The following is an 18587-nucleotide window of genomic DNA, read 5'->3' as shown; positions in this document are numbered from 1 at the left end:
ATTACTATATAATCTTAGTTTCACAAGTACTTTTATATCCACTCTCGTCTAATCTTGGCCCATTTTGCATCTCGACCTTCTACTATATGCTCTATATCTTCATCTGTAAGATGTGCAAATCTTGTCTGACATCTAAGATATTCTGATACGTCTGTGAATTCTTTTGGATCTCTGTTAAGATGAAATTCTCCAGCATAATATTCGGCGAGATACCATAAGCCGCAGTCAACCATCTTCTTAGCTGCGTTAATCGTCTCATCAACTGGTATTCCCCAGCCTGTAGGACATGGTGCTATTACATGGATATATGATGGTCCGTCAACTTCTGATGCTCTTTTTACTTTTGCAATAAAATCTTCTATATATGCAATACTTGCTGTTGCTGCATAAGGAATATCATGTGCAGCTACTATCTCAAACATATTTTTCTTATTCTTAAGATTGCCATGTTCGTTCTTACCTGCCGGCGTTGTTGTTGTTCTTGCACCAAATGGAGTAAGCCCACTCTTTTGAATTCCGGTATTCATATAAGCTTCGTTATCATAACATATATATATCACTCTATCATTGCGATCTATTGCACCTGAAAGTGCCTGAATTCCAATATCAGCTGTACCACCATCGCCTGCCATTCCAAGCACATGATAATCTTTAAGTCCAAGTGCTTTAGCACCTGCTGCCATTCCCGTAAGAATCGAACCTGTTCCTGCGAATGTTGATATTATAGCATTGTTAGCAAAACATAACTGTGGAAAATTGAATCCAACTGCTGACATACATCCTGCCGGAAGTGCGATGAATGTTCGCTCTCCAAGTGTCTTTAATGCCATTCTTACTGCAAGGCTTCCGCCACATCCTGCGCAGGCTTTGTGTCCATAGAAGAATTCATTATCTGTTATATTTCTTGCATTTATCTTATCTGACATCATCAACAACCCCCAGTCCAATCCATACTTCTTTTTCTTCATTACCTTTTATAAGTGTCCCAAAGCACTCTTTTATATCTTCATAAGATATATCTCTTCCACCAAGTCCACCTATGAAATTATATGATGGTACTAATACACCATTTCGTATAAGTGCAGAGTTGACATTCGTATATACAGTTCCTTCATAACCAAAAGATATATCTTTTTCAAGTGTACCTATAGCTTTTGCCCCTTTAACAAGTGCAGCTATCTCTTCGTGTGGAAATGGTCTTACAAATCTTATCTTAAGTACTCCCACTTTTACTCCTCTATCTCTAAGTTCATCGACTACTTCTCTTGCAATACCTGTTATACTTCCAAGTGTTATAAGTATGTATTCTGCATCTTCTATCCTGTATCCTTGTGTCATCGTTCCATGACTTCTTCCAAATATCTGTTTAAATCTCTCGTCTGCTTCTTTTACAACATCTTTTACTCTTAACATTGCTTTGTGATGCAGAAGATGGAATTCTTCATTGTCTGCAGGACCTACAGAGAATCCCATATTAACAGGATTATCAAGATCCATCTTATTATCAGTGACATATGTAGGCAGGAATTCATCAGCCTGTGACTGTGTTGGAATATCTACCGCTTCATAAGTATGTGTAAGTACAAAACCATCAAGGTTCACCATTACAGGTACCATTACATCTGTATGCTCTGCTATATAATAACTCATAAGTGCCATATCAAGACTCTCCTGTGCGTCTTCTACATACATCTGTATCCAACCTGAATCAAGCTGTGATAATGAATCTCTCTGATCTCCATATATATTCCATGGAAGTGCTGTTGAACGATTGGCATTCATCATTACTATAGGAAATCTTCCACCTGCTGCATAAGGGAGACATTCAGCCATATATAGAAGTCCCTGTGATGATGTTGCTGTAAAGGTTCTTGCTCCTACGCTTGCTGCCCCTATGGCTGCTGACATTGCTGAATGTTCTGATTCTACATGTATGAATTCGCTCTTAAGACTTCTATCTTCCACCATCTCTGATAATCTCTCTACTACTATTGTCTGTGGAGTTATAGGATATGCTGATATTACATTAGGCTTTGCAAGTCTTATTCCTTCTGCAAAAGCGTCATTACCTGATATAAATTTTCTCTCACCCATCTTATTCATCCTCCATCTGTATTGCTGTTATAGGACAAGTCTTTACACATATTCCACAACCTTTGCAAAAATCATAATCAATATCTACTTTACCGTCTTTTTTAAATATAACTCCATCCGGGCAATACATATAGCATCTAAAACATCCTACACACTTGTCTGTATTGACAACAGGTCGCTTACTTCTCCATCCACTATTCTTAGTAACAAGATGACCAGCCTTATAGCAGGTTGCCTGTGGATATTCTGACAATTTCTCCGGTCTTTTATAATCTGTTAACTCAGGCTTAATCATTGTTATTACTCCTTTCAATAGTGATAATCTCATCTATTACGCTCTTATTTTTCTCTACTATTTTCTCTGGAAGATAATTCTTAAGCACTTTCTTGGCACTTTCGCTGTCAACGATATGTGTATGTGCAATAAGTGTCGCAAGCATCGCTGTATTGCTCACTGCTCTGCCTATTATCTCTTTTGATATACTATCTGCATCTATTGCTATTACGTTCTTATCTCTGTATCTATCTATATCTTTAGTATTAACGAAAATAAGCCCGCCTGCTTTTAAGTCTTCTTTTGCAGCCGGACTATATAATGTCTCATCAAGATATATAATATAATCGCCTTTTGTAATAACACTTCTATCTGTTATCTTCTTATCATCAATCTTAGTAAATGCCTGTATTGGAGCTCCTCGTCTCTCTGGACCAAATGAAGGAAAACTAAGTGCATATAATCCATCTGTAACTGCTGCCGCTCCAAGCAATTTAGATGCTGTGAATGCACCCTGTCCACCTCGTCCATGCCATCTTATCTCTATCATGTCTTTACCTATCCTCTCACTCATATTCTATCAAGTGTCTACATTATCAAGTACTTATAAGACTTATTATCATTATTAAGTAATCATATAATTATCCTTAATTACAAGTCTGATATTCTTCTATGAACTTTGCAAAATTGTCATATTCTATGGCTCTTAGTTCTTCTTGTGTCAGATTGAACTTCTCTAGCTTATATAATTCTTCAAATGGATTCCACATTGGAAAATCACTTCCAAAGAATATGTGGTTTATTCCATATTTATTAATCATCGCTCTTAATTCTTCATCTGTCATAAATGATATAACACTTGAAACATCAAAATACACATTCTTACTGTATGGAAGTGTATATGCTTCTTCAAAGTGTCTGTAACCTCCAAGATGGGCTGCTATTATCTTAAGATTACTTACTCTCTCAATTACTTTTCTAAGTCTTAATGGATTGGAATAATCTACATTCTGATCTCCCATATGGAATAATACGAACATATTACGTCTTGCAATCTCTTCGTATATGTCAAACATCTTCTCATCATCAATATTAAACTGCTGAAAATCAAAATGGAACTTGACTCCCTTAAGTCCAAGTTCTTCTATTCTGTCTAATTCAGCTATATAATCTTCATTATCTCTATGTAGTGTTCCAAGCCCTATAAGGCTATTATCTTTGTCACATATTGATGCAATAAATGTATTAATACTCTTTGTCTGAGATGGAACTGCAGCCGGTGAACACACCAGCTGCTTTACTATCTCATATCTGCCTGTATCATCTGTTCCACTTACTTTTTTTAATTCATCATAAGTTCCTTTTGTATACATTGGCAGATTATAGAACTCTCCAACCGTTATCTTAGCTTTATCAGCTATCTTATCGGGAAATATATGAGTATGTGCATCTATTACCTTATATATTTCACTATTTTGCTTCATATTTCGACTTTCTTTCATCTATTATTCTCTTTGATTTGTGTTCTGAACGTGTGTTAAGTCCACCATCTTCATGAACAACAACTTTATCTGGTTTTACACCAATTCTTGCTTTTAATGCCTGTGATACTATTGCTGCAACTTCTTCATCTGTCTGTATATTATCAGCATTTTTCTCTATCTCTACTGAGTACTTGCAAGTATAATCTTTATCAAATACTCTTATTAAGTATTCTCCTGTAATTCCTTTTAATTCTCTTATAACAGCTTCAATATCACTTGGGAATACATTAACTGCTGATACAATGAACATATCATCTTTTCTTCCATTAATGTGTATTCTTCCATGTGTACGACCGCATGAGCAAGGTGTATTATCAATCCATCCTATATCTCCTGATCTGAAACGAATCATTGGTCTTGCATGTTTTCTTAATGTTGTATATACAAGTTCTCCGACTTCACCCGGCTTTAATACTTCTCCTGTGTTAAGATCAACTGTTTCAACAAGTATCTGATCTTCTGCTATATGAAGTCCGTCTTTGGCATCACACATGGCTGCACATGCTCCGAATATATCTGATAATCCGTAGAAATCATATACTTGTGCACCCCACAGATCTTCGATTGCTTTTCTTGTTGACTCTATTGAACCGCCAAGTTCTCCTGCAACAATAATCTTCTTAATTGCAAGGTCTTTCTTAGGATCTATTCCGGCTTTGATTGCCTTCTCTCCTAACTGCCATGCGTATGATGGACTTGTCCATATTACTGTTGGCTGGTATGTCTTAAGAATGAATAACAATCTCTCGCTTGGAAGTGTTCCACCCCATATACATAATGCTCCAAGATTCTGAGCACCTATTACGTCAGGTCCTCCTACATATAATGAGAAGTTAAGTGCATGCACATATCTGTCATTAGGTCTCATACCTACCTGCCAGAACCATCTGCTCTCTGTCTCCTGAAATTCATCAAAGTCCTGTTTTGTAAAAGGACTCATTGTCGGTACACCTGTTGAACCTGTTGATGTTGAGATGAATACAACATCTTCTTCAGGTACTGCTGCAAGCTCTCCAAGAAAGCTTCCAACTCCCTGTGTATCTCTCTCTGTCTGCTTATTAATAAATGGAAATCTCTCAATATCTTTAAGTGTCTTAATATCTTCAGGTTTTACTCCTGCTTCATCGAATGTTCTTCTGTAATATGGAGAATTCTCATAAGAGAATTTTACTATCTCTTTAAGATCCTCTAACTGTTTTTCTTCAAGTTCTTCTCTTGAAAGTGTCTCTAACTTCTCATTCCAATATTTAGAATATTTCTTAACTTTCTTATTACCATCAATTACTTCAAATTCTCTTTCTTCTTCAAACTGTGTATATGCTTCCATTTGTTTTCCACCTTTCATCTCTTCTCATAACATGTTAATGTTCCTCATATTTCAAGCCTATATTTCCTATAGATTAAGTATGAATTGATTATACATGATTTTTTCAAAAGGTGGTAATTGCTAAATTTTATTATGTGTTATAGATTAACCTTATAGCACATCAAAGCACATACTGTTCATATTTTTTTAGTTCATTAATATACATCTCGCCAAGACGGCTAAGTGGCATCTTCTTTCTCTTAATGTATCCTATTGTCATAGTCTCATCTTTAGCAAGCGGTATTGCAGCATAGTCATCACCATTAAGTTCCTGACAGATTATTCCTGAACATAATGTATATCCATTAAGACCTTTCATAAGATTTAACATTGTAGCTCTGTCATCTGCTTTGATTATCTTCTTATAATCATATGTACTAAGCACTTCTTCTGCAAAATAGAATGAATTATTCTGTCCCTGTTCGAATGAGAGACATGGATAATCTTCTAATTCTTTCATTGTCACACTTTCTTTACCTGCAAGTGGGTTACTCTTACTTATATATGCATATATACTACAGTCAAACAATGGAATGAATTCCAGCTCGCTTTCTTTAAATATCTTCTCTATTACTTTTCTATTAAAGTCATTAAGATATAATATTCCTATCTCACTCTTCTGATTCTTGACATTCTCTATTACTTCTGCTGTCTTTGTCTCATGTACTGCGAACTCATATTCATCAAGCCCGAATTCTCTTGCCATTCTTATAAAAGCTTCGACTGCAAATGTATAATGCTGCATAGATACGCTGAACTTCTTCTTAAAGTTCTTATTCTCAGTATATCTCTCTTCTATAAGTTTGTAATGTTCAAGCATCTGTCTTGCATATCCTAAGAATTCTTCACCTTCCGGTGTTATAACTATTCCTCTGTTAGATCTTAAAAAAATAGTTATATTAATCTCATTCTCAAGATCCTTTATCGTACTTGACAGACTAGGCTGAGTTATGAACAGTTCTGCTGCCGCTTTATTAATTGACTTATTATCTGCTATGCATACTGCATATCTTAACTGTTGTAATGTCATATAATATCCTTTCTACTATTTTAGTCAGTGCTAATTGCCAATCAGTACTTCTTATTGACAAGCTGTCATTGTGTTTATTTATGTAACATAGTAACATGTGAAAGTATTTTTTTCAATAGTATGTAGCAACTAAAAAAATATCTTAAAATATCCTCCAAATATCCATCATATATCTACTTATTTTTCTGCAATAAACTATTTCTATCCTATCTAAATTGCCATTTTACTAAGTATAAATAATATTAATGTATATTATTGAATATTCTTTTTGTTACACTTTATTATGTAAAAACAGCTATGCCTACAAAATATATCTTAAAATCTATTATTAAGATTATTCTGTTATGCATAGCTGTCTTATTATTTATTCATATTCTATTTTACAAAACGTGTTAAACGTGCTCTCATCTCGTCTTCGCCAATTATATGATTAATTGTCCAAAGGTCTGGTGAATTAGCCATTCCTGTTACACCTATACGGATAACTTCTGCTATATCTGATACATTACCCTTATAGTTCTCAGGATTTGCCTTATATGCTTTCATATCTGATGCAAAACCAAGTTTTTCTGCTGTCTCTTTTAACTTGTTAAACCATGCTGAATTATCTTCTTCATGGTTATATGAAGCAAGATATGTCTTAATTATATCTGATACAGTATCTTCATCGAATTTGAAGCTGTCTTTTATCTCTTCTGCAACGAAGAAATATCTTATCATATCTGCTATCTGTGTTGCATATTCAAAGTCTTTTCTTCTTCTCTTCTGTCCGATACCCATACATAATCTGAATACATTAAGCATCTTCTCTTTGTCACTTAACCATTCAAGGACTTCTGTCTTGTCATTGTTCTTAGCCCAGTCTTCCATGAAATCATACATCTCATATTCTGATAACTTAGAAAGTTCATTTTTACATATACTATGTAACTTATCTTTATCAAAAAGAGCACCTGACTGATTCATCTTATCTATTGAGAATGGGAATTCATTAATATCTTTATCAGGATATTTTTCATGCCATTCTTCAAAGTTAGAGTTAAGTAATGTAAGAAGATATACTTTCATCGCTAATGGATGATATCCATCTTTACGGTAATAATCAAGTGATAATTCAGGATCTTTTCTCTTTGATAACTTTCTCTTACCACCTGTCTCTTCATCTATCTTCATAAGATGTGCTGTATGACCATATTTTGGCATCTTAAAGCCTAATACATGGAATAATTCATAATGAATTGGTACTGATGCAAGCCACTCTCCACCACGAATTACTACAGTTGTTCTCATAAGATGATCATCAATCGCATGAGCAAAGTGATATGTTGGAACTCCATCTTTTTTAAGTAATACTACATCATGAATATTCTCTGGAAGTTTAATCTCGCCTTTGATACTGTCTACGAATGTAATCTCTTTTTCCGGATCTCCATTTGAACGAAGTCTTAATACATAAGGTTTGTTAGCTTTCAAGTTCTCTTCTATCTGCTCTAATGTAAGATTACGGCATGTTGCATACTTACCATAGTATCCTGTTAATACTTTTGCTTCCTCCTGCTCCTGTCTTACTTTTTCTAAGGCATCTTCTTCACAGAAACATGGATACGCAAGTCCTTTTTCTACAAGATCTTTGGCATATACATGATATATGTCAACTCTCTGTCTCTGCACATATGGTCCATACTGGTTATTAGGTGCATCATCAGGGAATCCTGCGCCTTCATCAAATTCAATATTAAAATATCTTAAGGCATTAATTATTATATCAACTGCTCCGTCAACTTTACGTTTCTCATCTGTATCTTCGATACGAAGATAGAATACACCACCATTACGATGAGCGATTCTCTCATCTGCAAGTGCGCTGTACAGATTACCAAGATGAATAAAACCTGTTGGACTTGGACCCATTCTTGTTACTTCAGCTTTCTTTGGCAGATCTCTTTCTGGAAATCTCTTTTCCATATCTTCTGGTGTAGCTGTTACATCAGGAAATAATAACTGCGCTAATCTCTTATTATCCATTATCTTTCACCTTTCATACTTCATTTTTTCGCTTTGCTAATTATATCATACAGTGTTTTTTTTTACAATTGTGTTTCCTTATTGTCATAAGTATCAAGAAAATGATGTTTCTCGCCTTTTGTCTTATAAGCTATAATTGTACTGAGATTAACATTCTCAACGCTCTTGAATATATTCGCTTCAACAAATGGATTGCTCTTCTTCATCTCAGCTATAAGTCTCTTAACTTCCATTCGCTTTGACACACTGCTGCCATCAGGACGGCATGTTGTACATGTATCTGTAAAGCGACATGCACACTGAATAAACTTAAGATTATTATAATCTCTCCAATGCTTTATATCGTCTTCTCTTATAAGATACATAGGTCTTATAAGTTCCATGCCTTCAAAGTTAGTACTGTGTAACTTAGGCATCATCGTCTGAACCTGTGCGCCATATAACATTCCCATAAGAATTGTCTCTATAACATCATCATAATGATGTCCAAGTGCAATCTTATTGCATCCAAGTTCTTTTGCCTTACTGTACAGATGTCCTCTTCTCATTCTTGCACATAGATAACATGGTGATTTCTCAACATCATATACTGCATTGAATATATCTGATTCAAATATTGTAACTGGGATATCCATAAGCTTTGCATTGCCTTCTATAACCTGTCTGTTAGTCTCACTATATCCCGGATCCATAACCAGAAATACAAGTTCAAAGTGGCATTTTCTATGCCTTTGTAACTCCTGAAAAAGCTTTGCCATAAGCATTGAATCTTTACCACCGGATATACATACAGCTATCTTATCTCCTTCTTTTACAAGCTCATACTCATTAATAGCTTTTGTAAACTTAGAAAAAATATCTTTATGAAATTTTTTTCTGATACTTTGCTCTATCTCTCTTGCTCTCTCTTCGTTCTTCTCTGCTCTTATACTCTCGGCTATATATGAATTATAACCGCCCTTAAAACTATATGCATCAAAGCCTTTTTCTCTTAACTGTTCTGCTATATCAAGGCTTACTACACCTCTTGCGCAGTAGAGTATTATCTTCTTATTCTTGTCAAAAGTATCTGCTCTGTCTAATACTTCATTCTCATCTATATATATAGCACCTTTTATCATGCCATACTCTGTCTGAATGGCATCTCGTATATCAATTAATATATAACTGTCACTGTCAAGCTGCATAAATTCTTCGTATGATATTTCACACATAATATTACCTGTATCTATCCTTTCTTACTCGCTGCTATTTTGGCAATTACAATTGTCAAAAACAGATCAATAACGCCGTTCTAATTCTATCGATATACGCTAGGTGTGTCAAGTATCAAGTATGCTATACTAGCTCTAACTTTCGAATCTGTCTGCCTGCTTTTTTAGGCAATTATTATTAGTTCACTTTTTTAACTAAATATGATATTCTATTACTTGCAATACTTTATAGACTAATTTACTCACAAAAGATGTTGTAAACTTAATTTAGATCCTATATATAATAAGTAATTACTATACTTCGCTTTTTGCAATTACTTATTATCTTATACCAAAAAGGAGGGTGCTATACAGTTTTTACACTATATGGCTGATATTTATATGATAAAAACAGGTAAAACCAGTATGATAAGAGATTATAACCAGACTCTTATCCTCGAAAATATTATAAAAGAAAAAGTTATCTCAAGAGCTTCTCTCTCTAAGAAACTTGGACTTACTAAGGCTACTATCTCTGCTATAGTTGACGTTCTCATTAATAACAATCTTGTAATTGAGACAGGCAATGAAGATACATCAAAAGGCAGAAAGCCTATTAACCTTATGCTTAATCGTGAAGCCGGATATGTAATTGCTATTAACCTTGATGTTGATAATGTAACAGCCGCAATCTCAGACCTTACAGGAGAGAATATACAGACTGACCGTTTTGCTATGGATATTAATCCGGCATATATTATTAAGAATCTTATCAATGTAATTGAAGGAATGGCAGGATATGTTGACGGTGGTCTTATTCGCATAAAAGGCATAGCCATCGGCATTCATGGTGTTGTGTTTGATAACAAAGTCAAATTCACTCCTTATTATGACCTTGGTGACGTTGATGTAAAAAAAGAACTTGAAGAATATTTTAACATTCCTGTCTACCTTGAGAATGAAGCCAATCTCGCTGTAATAGCTGAACTTACATTCAGCAAGCGTTTTGACAACATGACTCTGTTAAGTATTCATACAGGCGTTGGTATCGGTCTTATTGCAAATGGTGAACTTTATTCAGGTTACAGTGGTCATGCAGGTGAATTCGGTCATACCACTATCGAAGTTGACGGAAGAGAATGTCCTTGCGGTAACAGAGGATGTCTTGAACAGTATATCTCTGAGAGAAGTATTCTAAGAGAATATAGAAAAGCTTCTAAGATATCTGATGCTTCTTTTTCTGATTATATAGAAGCTTATAAAAAAGGTGACTCTACTGCAATTGTCATAATGGATGAGTTCATAAAATATATGACAGTTGCTGTACGAAACATTATTAATATGTTCAATCCTGAGATAATACTTGTTAATAGTATTATTACTAATGAATGTCCTGAGATTACAACAAAGATCACTGATAGTCTTAATAGTAATCTTAAGAGTATATGTAACTTAACACCTTCTGCCATCTCTAAAGATAATATTCTTAAAGGTGGAATTGCAAAAGCTGTATGCAGTTTTTTAAATATTAATAACCTTGATTTGCAACGCTATTGATTTATAGAATGCCTATAATTTATAAAGCATTTATAATTCATAAAGTACTTACAATTCATACAATATTTATTATAAGGAGATACTTAATATGGATAATTATACAACTGATGAACGTTTAAAGAAAATATTTGATTTTATATTAGAGATTGATAAAGAAAAGGAAATATTTCGCCAGACTTATCTTGCTGATGCTTCAAGAAAAGAAAATGATTCCGAGCATGCCTGGCACATGGCTATTATGACTGTTCTTCTAAGTGAATATGCTAATGAAGAGATTGATGTCCTTAAGACAGTTACTATGCTTCTTATTCATGATCTTGTTGAGATTGATGCCGGTGATACTTATGCTTATGATGAAGAAGCGAAAAAAACTCAGGCTGATAGAGAAAAAGCTGCTGCTGACAGAATATTTTCTCTTCTTCCTGACGACCTGGCTGTTAAGTTTAGAAGTCTTTTTGACGAATTTGAAGCAAGGGAAAGTAAAGAAGCAAAATTCGCAAGGACTATGGATAACATTCAGCCAATCATGTTAAATGCTGCATCCGATGGCAAATCATGGGCTGAAAAAGGTGTTCATCTCTCACAGATTCTTGAACGCAACAGAAGAACTTCTGAAGGTTCTTCCTCTCTTTGGGATTTTGCTTATAATGAATATATTGAACCTAATATTGAAAAAGGAAGAATTAAAAGATAATTATGAATAAAGCTGTTAAAAATACTCCGCTTTTTAGTGGAAATGATCTGATTAAATTAATAATACCACTTATAATCGAACAGACACTTGCTGTAAGTATCGGTCTTATCGATACAATTATGGTATCATCAGTCGGTGAAGCTGCTGTATCCGGTGTATCCTTAGTTGACAGTGTTAATACACTCCTTATTCAGATTCTATCTGCACTTGCAACCGGCGGTGCAGTTGTATGCAGCCAATATATGGGAAAAAATGACAAAGAGACAGTCAAAAGATCTGCTGGACAACTTGTATATGTTATGACACTTTGCTCTGCATTTCTTATGCTTGTTGTTCTATTTTTTAACAGACTTATACTTCGTGGCATATTTGGCAAGATAGATGCTGATGTTATGAACTATGCAAGAATATATTTTATATTGTCAGCTATATCATATCCATTCCTTGGACTGTATAATGCCGGTGCTGCCCTGTTTCGAAGTATCGGTGACAGTAAGACAAGCATGATCTCAAGCCTTATTATGAATATCCTTAATATAGGTGGCAATTATATTCTTATCTTCATATTTAACTTAAGTGTTACCGGTGCTGCAATAGCGACACTTATAAGTCGTATCATATCAGCTGTATTTATCATGTTCCTTATCATGAATAAGGATACTATGGTTCGTATTGACAATATCAGATATCTAAAACCTGATAATTATATTATTGGAAAACTTCTAAAGATTGGTATTCCAAGTGGACTTGAAAATGGTATGTTCCAGATTGGCAAACTTGCTGTATCAAGTCTTACATCAACATTTGGAACTTCTGCGATTGCTGCTAATTCCATAGCTTCTAACGTAAGTTCTTTTTCTAATATACCAGGTAATGCAATGGGACTTGCAATGGTCACAGTTGTAGGAAGATGTATCGGTGCAGGCGAGCGAGAACAAGCGAAAAAATACAGTAAAAAACTTCTTATGTTCTCATATATGGGATTATGGACAACTAACTTCATTATGACTGTATTTGCAAAGAATATTGTCGGAATATTCAATCTCACACCAGAAGCCACTCATATTGCAATTAACTTAATTCACTCATTCTCATTGATTGCAATATTCATCTGGCCACTAAGTTTTACTCTGCCTAACACATTAAGAGCAGCAGGCGATGCCAAATTCACTATGATTGTAAGCATCTTCTCTATGTGGACTTTCAGAGTATTAAGCAGTTATTTTCTTGCCGGATATCTAAGCATGGGTGTACTTGGTGTATGGCTCGGAATGTATATTGACTGGGCTTTCAGATCAGCTCTGTTCCTTATAAGATATTGTCGTGGACGATGGCTTGATATTAAACTTGTCTAATTGATAATCTAATTGATATAATTATCAATTCTAACTAAAAGATTTCCTAAAACTGTTAAACATAATTTTATGTTTGAAAGCTTAGGGAATCTTTTTTTAATAAGTATATTTCAACCTGCACTCTCTTATGCAGCTAATATAGGTCTTGATATATTTTTATACCGGTTATTCACAGATATCAGTAGATGTTACACTTAACTAATCTAAATCTTCATATATTTTTATACTTTTGAATAAGTTTACATAATTTGGTACGATAAATTAAAAAGACTTTTTTTACATCGTTTTTTTTGAAAAAAACTGACATTTTAATTGACATATCGATATATATCTTGTATTATTAAGATGTATCTTACATGTCACAGCTAATAAACATACTATTAGCTAAAGATAAATATAATGGTTGTGACATCAATAATTATTATTATAAACCAAAGGAGGGGCTTTCCATGAAACGAAAAATATTAACATGTATCGCAACAATCTTATGTATAATAATGGCTGTCGGATGTGGTAACAAAAGCACTACGGATGATGGAATTGATATGCTCATAGATGGTAATTCGTTTCGATACAAACCTTATCCATTTGGCTATGATTTTGCTAAAGCCAAATCAGATAATGAACTCCGAAGTGAAAACGAAGTCTGCTTAGCATTACAAGATGAAGTTACTATTCTAGGCGAAGATGGTGGTATTATTCAGTTATATAGTGATAGCAATTCTCATACTGAAGTAATAGGTGTCGCTATCAATTTCCTATATACAGATGGCAATGCACTAGAAGAATCACAAAAAGTATATGATAGAATGTTCGAAGAATTATCGCAAAATGCTCCAGCAGACTGTGAGACTCTTGATAAACGAACTACGGGTGATCTACTACATGTAACAGATAGCAATGATTCAACAATATCTCGCATAGCTCCTATATATGTATGGACGGATTCGCAAGGCAATACACTCTCATTATCCATGTTACCATATTCAGATGACTATTCAGCGGTAATTATAACACTCACTCGTGCAGGACATACACTTATTGCACATTAGTTAATTATTCATTTTTACCACAATACATAGTAATAATATTATTCATTTTTACCACAATACATAGTAATAATATTATTCATATTGTAACTATATAATGCATAAAATTAAAACAGGTGCAACGGAATCTCTTCCATGCACCTGTTTCAATTACTGTTATTTGACTAAGCGATGTTCTTATGGCAAGTTAACGTCTAAAGCGATATCAGCTTGCCTGACATCTTACATTTTTTATTCTAACATAATGTACTTTAATAATATATAGTCCTTAAGTACGTTTTTTATAGATATTTTATCCCATATTAATGTACTAAACTACCAATTTTTAACCGATATTTTAAGATACACAGCCTGCCAGATATACTATATTACAAGCAGTGGTCTTTGCAATCGTCGGTACTTAGTAAGCTTATACATCGAAGATGTATAGCGAACTTAGTACCGCTACGCTTGCAATGAAGTGAGAACGCCCACTGTGGTAATATAGTATATCTGGCAGGCGTTTCATATAAAATCACTTTATTTTTTAACTATATAATAATGGAGGGAACTATGTATAATCAGAAACTGTCAGAATCTCTTAATCTTCTCTTATCATCACTACCATCTGCCACAGATTATGTTGAACTGATACTTATATATAATGGCGATATCAGTGAGATTACAGATAGATATAATATTACTATTCTGTTAGGTGGATATGCAACAGCTAATGTTATGATTAGAGATATTCCATCACTTGCTTCATACGATTATATAATCTATATATCCATTCCTGAACCAGTATTCTTCTCAGTACGATTCGGACTTATGAACTCATGCCCATTAAGTGGAGGTTCACAATCTATATCTTCACTAACCGGACGTGGTGTTATTATCGCTATTATTGATTCCGGCATCGACATATTCCATCCGGATTTTCTAGATACTGACAAATCAACACGAATCATCGCTTATTGGGATCAGAGTGTTGCCGGTACTCCTCCTTCTGGTTACAGATATGGTAATCTATATACATCTTCTGATATTAATCGCATTATTAATTCTTATAGCAATTCTAAGGCATCATCAATTACTCCAATTCCAAGAGATGTAAGCGGACATGGAACTGCTGTAGCCGGAATATGTCTTGGTAATGGTGCATCTTCAGATGGCGTATATGCCGGTGTTGCACCTGATAGTATGATACTCGCCGTCCGATTAAGAAGCAGTATAACTTCATCTTATCCTAATACTGCTGCACTTATGGAAGGAATTGATTTTGCTGTAAAATATGCCAGTGAACGTAATCTTCCTATTGTTATTAATCTAAGCTATGGTAATAATTACGGACCTCATGACGGATACTCGCTAGTAGGCAATTATCTTAACACTCTTAAGTCTTATGGTCGCAATGTTATTGTATGCGGAAGTGGTAATGAAGGTGCGTCTTCAATACACGCAGGTGGAACACTTAGAAGTAGTGAAACTGTTACTATTCCTTTTTCAATATCAGAACGTGAGACTTCGCTAACTATGGAATTATGGCAATTTTACGCAGATATGCTAGATTTTTCAATAATATATCCAGATGGCAGCAGACAGAATATAAGCCCCTCTGTTAATCGATTCCGATACCGTAATACGAATATTGGTATACTGTATGGTATGCCATCACCTATCTCCGTATCACAGAATATATTCTTTAGTTTTAACAGTGATAGTTATTATATCGATGGTGGTCTGTATTCGATAGAGATTAATGCACGTCTTATAAAAAATGGCAGATATGATATATGGATGCAAAGTTCTGGTTCAATTAACCAAGGTACTAACTTTCTATATCCGGACGAATATACAACACTTACAACACCATCGGATACTATGAATGTAATTACTGTCGGTGCTTATGATTATACTAACGATTCTGTCGCATTCTTCTCAGGTCGTGGATTCACAAGACTTCTATCTGCCATCAAACCTGAGCTTGTCGCACCGGGTGTTAATATAATCAGTACCAAATCCGGTGGTGGATACTCATCATATACAGGCACTTCTTTTGCAACACCATTTGTAAGTGGTGCTTGTGCACTTCTTATGGAGTGGGGAATTGTTAATGGTAATGATCCTTATATGTATTCAGACAAGATAAAAGCTTTCTTAATCAGAGGTTCAAGAAAGCTTTCATCAATATCTATATATCCATCAAAACAAGCAGGATGGGGCGCATTGTGTATAAAGGATTCTTTTTTGTGAACTACCCATCACCTAAAGGTAATGGGTTTTCTTGCTGACAATTTATAAATTATATTAAAACATCTTCTCAATAAGTTCCTTATTAAGTCCTTCTCCTATTACTATTATAACTTCCTGTCCTTTTGCGATCGGTGTTATTGTCATATCCTTTCTGGTTGCATTAACTTCTATCCAGGTACCATCTTCGTTATGAAGAAAACCTTTTACTCTAAATACATTACCATATTCTGTATTATTCATCATCATATTAGTCTTATCTTCAAACTGTTTTACCGTAAGTGTCTTATTAAGAAAATATATTGATTCAAAACCACTCTCATCCTGTGACCATGTCTTCTTATAACTACTCATGTTATATCCTGAAGTACTTATCTTATCAAAGTCTTCATTTGTAAGACTTAAAGTTTCTTTATATATCACAGCATCATCAATATCTCTGTTACATTTGCACTCTATAAGTGCATCCTTAATTCTTTTGACAGTATCTTTTGCTTGGTCTATTCCTGCTTCTTCAAGCCTTGTAAGAATAATACTACCTGCTACAGATGCCTGAGATGCAAGCAGATATCTTGAAGCTTCTGACAATTCACTCTCAAGACTTGCATTAACAAGCGTAATCACATTATCAATCTTGTACCACTTATCTAATGGTTCTTCATGCAATGTATCGAAGAATTCATCTACATCATATATTCCTGATGGCTCTACAATTACTCTGTCATATCCACACATTGCCATAGCTATCAGCTTAGTCTTAAATCGTCTTCTGTGACAATCCACATCGCATCCACCCGATACCATCTCAAGCTCGCACTTATCTCCTTCTAATTCCTGAAGTAACATCATATCTACATTAACTGCACCAAAATCATTTTCAAGTATACCTATATTCTCACCTTTATCCATAAGGTATTTCGCATATTTTTTTATAAAAGTAGTCTTTCCTGAACCAAGGAAACCTGTAATCAGATCTATCTTTACCATAATAATCACTCCTTACTTATAATACACTAATAATGATGTCGGGGGCAAAAGCCTTTCACCCACCTATGAGCAAGCTCACGTGGTTTTAGACCTTTTGACCCTGGCATCCTAATAATACCTTTGTGAACTACCATGTGTCAACATCACATTTCCTTGTCTATTAACTATATTTTGTGCGGCATTAATGTCCCTGTCTATATTTTTTGTACCACAGGCAGGACAAGCCCAATGCCTTATAGATAAATCTTTAAGTTTGGAATTCTTTATTGCTGTCCACATATAAGCCATTTGATTTATAATCCAATCCAATGGCAACTGTATCTGTAGATTCTATCTTCGAGTTCTTTCTTGCCTTCCACACTGATTCCAATATCCAGTTTGTAAACAATTGCTTCTTTAGATGCACCCTCAGATTTGAGCAGAAGGATCCTTGCACGTTGATAAACGCGAATTTCCAGAAAGCACAAATTTGCACGTGAAAAATCTTTGATATAAGGATTTTTCACATTATACGCCCCTTTCCTCTGGGTTCCAGATTACCTTGTGCATCTGAATCTGAAGACGCACATCATTCATCCTTTTACTGGTCATGAAATTCACGATTTCCACTGGCTCAATTGAACCAAATACTGGACTTATGAATACCTGGCATCTTTCTGTCAGATGAAATTTTTCAATTATTTTCTCTGCACATTCCAAATCATTAATGCTGCCCGAAACGAACTTGACTGTGTCCTGCTTTCTTAGAGCTTCCATATTGGAGAGAAGCATTTTCTCCTCACAGCCGCTATATGGCAGCTTGTAATCCATAGTAAGGCTAAGTTTTTCTTTTGAAAATGCATTGGCAATGGGAGCAATATCAACAGCCCCATTAGTTTCAATCTCTACTCGAATGTCCGATTTGTTCAATAATTTTTCTACTAGACTTCTGATATCCTTCTGTAATAAAGGCTCTCCCCCTGTCAGCGTCACATTTTTAATGCCTGTCTCACTGACATATTCACAAATCTCATCTGGTGACAGCTCCTCGTAATCACATGCTGGCTCATTGGCCCACTTTGTGTCACAGTAGGAGCAGTTTAAGTTACAGCCCTTGAATCTGATAAACACCGCCAATTCTCCGGCTCTTCTTCCTTCTCCATTAATACTTATAAATTTCTCAACAACTTTCATATTAGTTTCTTTCC

The 18587-nt window shown here is 34.7% G+C and carries 18 protein-coding genes; 5 read left to right on the top strand and 13 right to left on the bottom strand.

Annotation, left to right across the window (positions count from 1 at the left end; all coding sequences use genetic code 11):
* Positions 1–32 precede the first annotated feature (32 nt).
* From KQI85_RS06110 to KQI85_RS06070, 9 genes are all read right to left on the bottom strand, one after another.
* Entirely contained in the window at positions 33–926 is an 894-nt protein-coding gene (locus tag KQI85_RS06110) for a thiamine pyrophosphate-dependent enzyme (RefSeq protein WP_216575202.1), read from the bottom strand.
* Positions 916–2094, bottom strand: a complete 1179-nt coding sequence (locus KQI85_RS06105) for a transketolase C-terminal domain-containing protein (RefSeq protein ID WP_216575201.1) — start codon at positions 2092–2094, stop codon at positions 916–918. Before KQI85_RS06105 ends, KQI85_RS06110 begins: the two co-directional genes overlap by 11 nt.
* A gap of 1 nt (position 2095) precedes the next feature.
* The gene (locus KQI85_RS06100; protein ID WP_216575200.1) at positions 2096–2389 is read right to left on the bottom strand and encodes a 4Fe-4S dicluster domain-containing protein; all 294 of its coding nucleotides are present in this window, start codon (positions 2387–2389) and stop codon (positions 2096–2098) included.
* Positions 2382–2918 carry a 2-oxoacid:acceptor oxidoreductase family protein gene (locus KQI85_RS06095; RefSeq protein WP_216575199.1) on the bottom strand — a complete coding sequence of 179 codons (537 nt, stop codon included), beginning with the start codon at positions 2916–2918 and terminating at the stop codon, positions 2382–2384. Before KQI85_RS06095 ends, KQI85_RS06100 begins: the two co-directional genes overlap by 8 nt.
* A gap of 97 nt (positions 2919–3015) precedes the next feature.
* Positions 3016–3870 (bottom strand): amidohydrolase family protein, encoded by an 855-nt coding sequence (locus KQI85_RS06090; RefSeq protein ID WP_216575198.1) that lies wholly within the window; start codon positions 3868–3870, stop codon positions 3016–3018.
* The gene (locus KQI85_RS06085; protein ID WP_216575197.1) at positions 3839–5239 is read right to left on the bottom strand and encodes a phenylacetate--CoA ligase family protein; all 1401 of its coding nucleotides are present in this window, start codon (positions 5237–5239) and stop codon (positions 3839–3841) included. The genes KQI85_RS06090 and KQI85_RS06085 overlap by 32 nt, the downstream gene beginning before the upstream one ends.
* A 160-nt stretch (positions 5240–5399) precedes the next feature.
* Positions 5400–6308, bottom strand: coding sequence for a LysR family transcriptional regulator (locus KQI85_RS06080; protein ID WP_216575196.1), 909 nt, complete (start codon positions 6306–6308; stop codon positions 5400–5402).
* 375 nt (positions 6309–6683) lie between these two features.
* Positions 6684–8333, bottom strand: a complete 1650-nt coding sequence (gene gltX / locus KQI85_RS06075; RefSeq protein ID WP_216575195.1) for a glutamate--tRNA ligase — start codon at positions 8331–8333, stop codon at positions 6684–6686.
* Between the two features lie 62 nt (positions 8334–8395).
* Complete coding sequence (locus tag KQI85_RS06070) at positions 8396–9547, bottom strand: ATP-binding protein (RefSeq protein ID WP_216575194.1); 1152 nt, start codon at positions 9545–9547, stop codon at positions 8396–8398.
* Positions 9548–9928: 381 nt separating this feature from the next.
* Between KQI85_RS06070 and KQI85_RS06065 the strand changes: the two genes are divergently transcribed.
* The 5 genes from KQI85_RS06065 (at position 9929) to KQI85_RS06045 (ending at position 16416) form a co-directional block, all read left to right on the top strand.
* Positions 9929–11083, top strand: a complete 1155-nt coding sequence (locus KQI85_RS06065) for an ROK family transcriptional regulator (RefSeq protein ID WP_216575193.1) — start codon at positions 9929–9931, stop codon at positions 11081–11083.
* Positions 11084–11171: 88 nt separating this feature from the next.
* Positions 11172–11777, top strand: coding sequence for an HD domain-containing protein (locus tag KQI85_RS06060; RefSeq protein ID WP_216575192.1), 606 nt, complete (start codon positions 11172–11174; stop codon positions 11775–11777).
* 2 nt (positions 11778–11779) lie between these two features.
* Complete coding sequence (locus KQI85_RS06055) at positions 11780–13132, top strand: MATE family efflux transporter (protein WP_216575191.1); 1353 nt, start codon at positions 11780–11782, stop codon at positions 13130–13132.
* A gap of 449 nt (positions 13133–13581) precedes the next feature.
* Complete coding sequence (locus tag KQI85_RS06050) at positions 13582–14184, top strand: hypothetical protein (protein WP_216575190.1); 603 nt, start codon at positions 13582–13584, stop codon at positions 14182–14184.
* Positions 14185–14733: 549 nt separating this feature from the next.
* On the top strand, positions 14734–16416 hold the full coding sequence (locus KQI85_RS06045; RefSeq protein ID WP_216575189.1) for a S8 family serine peptidase: 1683 nt from the start codon (positions 14734–14736) through the stop codon (positions 16414–16416).
* Positions 16417–16470: 54 nt separating this feature from the next.
* Here KQI85_RS06045 and KQI85_RS06040 read toward each other — a convergent pair whose 3' ends face one another.
* From KQI85_RS06040 to queE, 4 genes are all read right to left on the bottom strand, one after another.
* The gene (locus KQI85_RS06040) at positions 16471–17400 is read right to left on the bottom strand and encodes a GTP-binding protein (protein WP_216575188.1); all 930 of its coding nucleotides are present in this window, start codon (positions 17398–17400) and stop codon (positions 16471–16473) included.
* A gap of 108 nt (positions 17401–17508) precedes the next feature.
* Complete coding sequence (locus KQI85_RS06035) at positions 17509–17679, bottom strand: zinc ribbon domain-containing protein (RefSeq protein ID WP_371820560.1); 171 nt, start codon at positions 17677–17679, stop codon at positions 17509–17511.
* A gap of 14 nt (positions 17680–17693) precedes the next feature.
* Positions 17694–17906 (bottom strand): hypothetical protein, encoded by a 213-nt coding sequence (locus KQI85_RS06030; protein ID WP_216575293.1) that lies wholly within the window; start codon positions 17904–17906, stop codon positions 17694–17696.
* Position 17907: 1 nt separating this feature from the next.
* Complete coding sequence (gene queE, locus KQI85_RS06025) at positions 17908–18573, bottom strand: putative 7-carboxy-7-deazaguanine synthase QueE (protein ID WP_216575186.1); 666 nt, start codon at positions 18571–18573, stop codon at positions 17908–17910.
* Positions 18574–18587 lie beyond the last annotated feature (14 nt).

The sequence above is a fragment of the Falcatimonas sp. MSJ-15 genome (genome assembly GCF_018918265.1).
Taxonomy (GTDB): Bacteria; Bacillota; Clostridia; order Lachnospirales; family Lachnospiraceae; genus Falcatimonas.
Note: the sequence above shows the minus strand (reverse complement) of the source record. Positions and strands in the feature narration are given on the sequence as shown.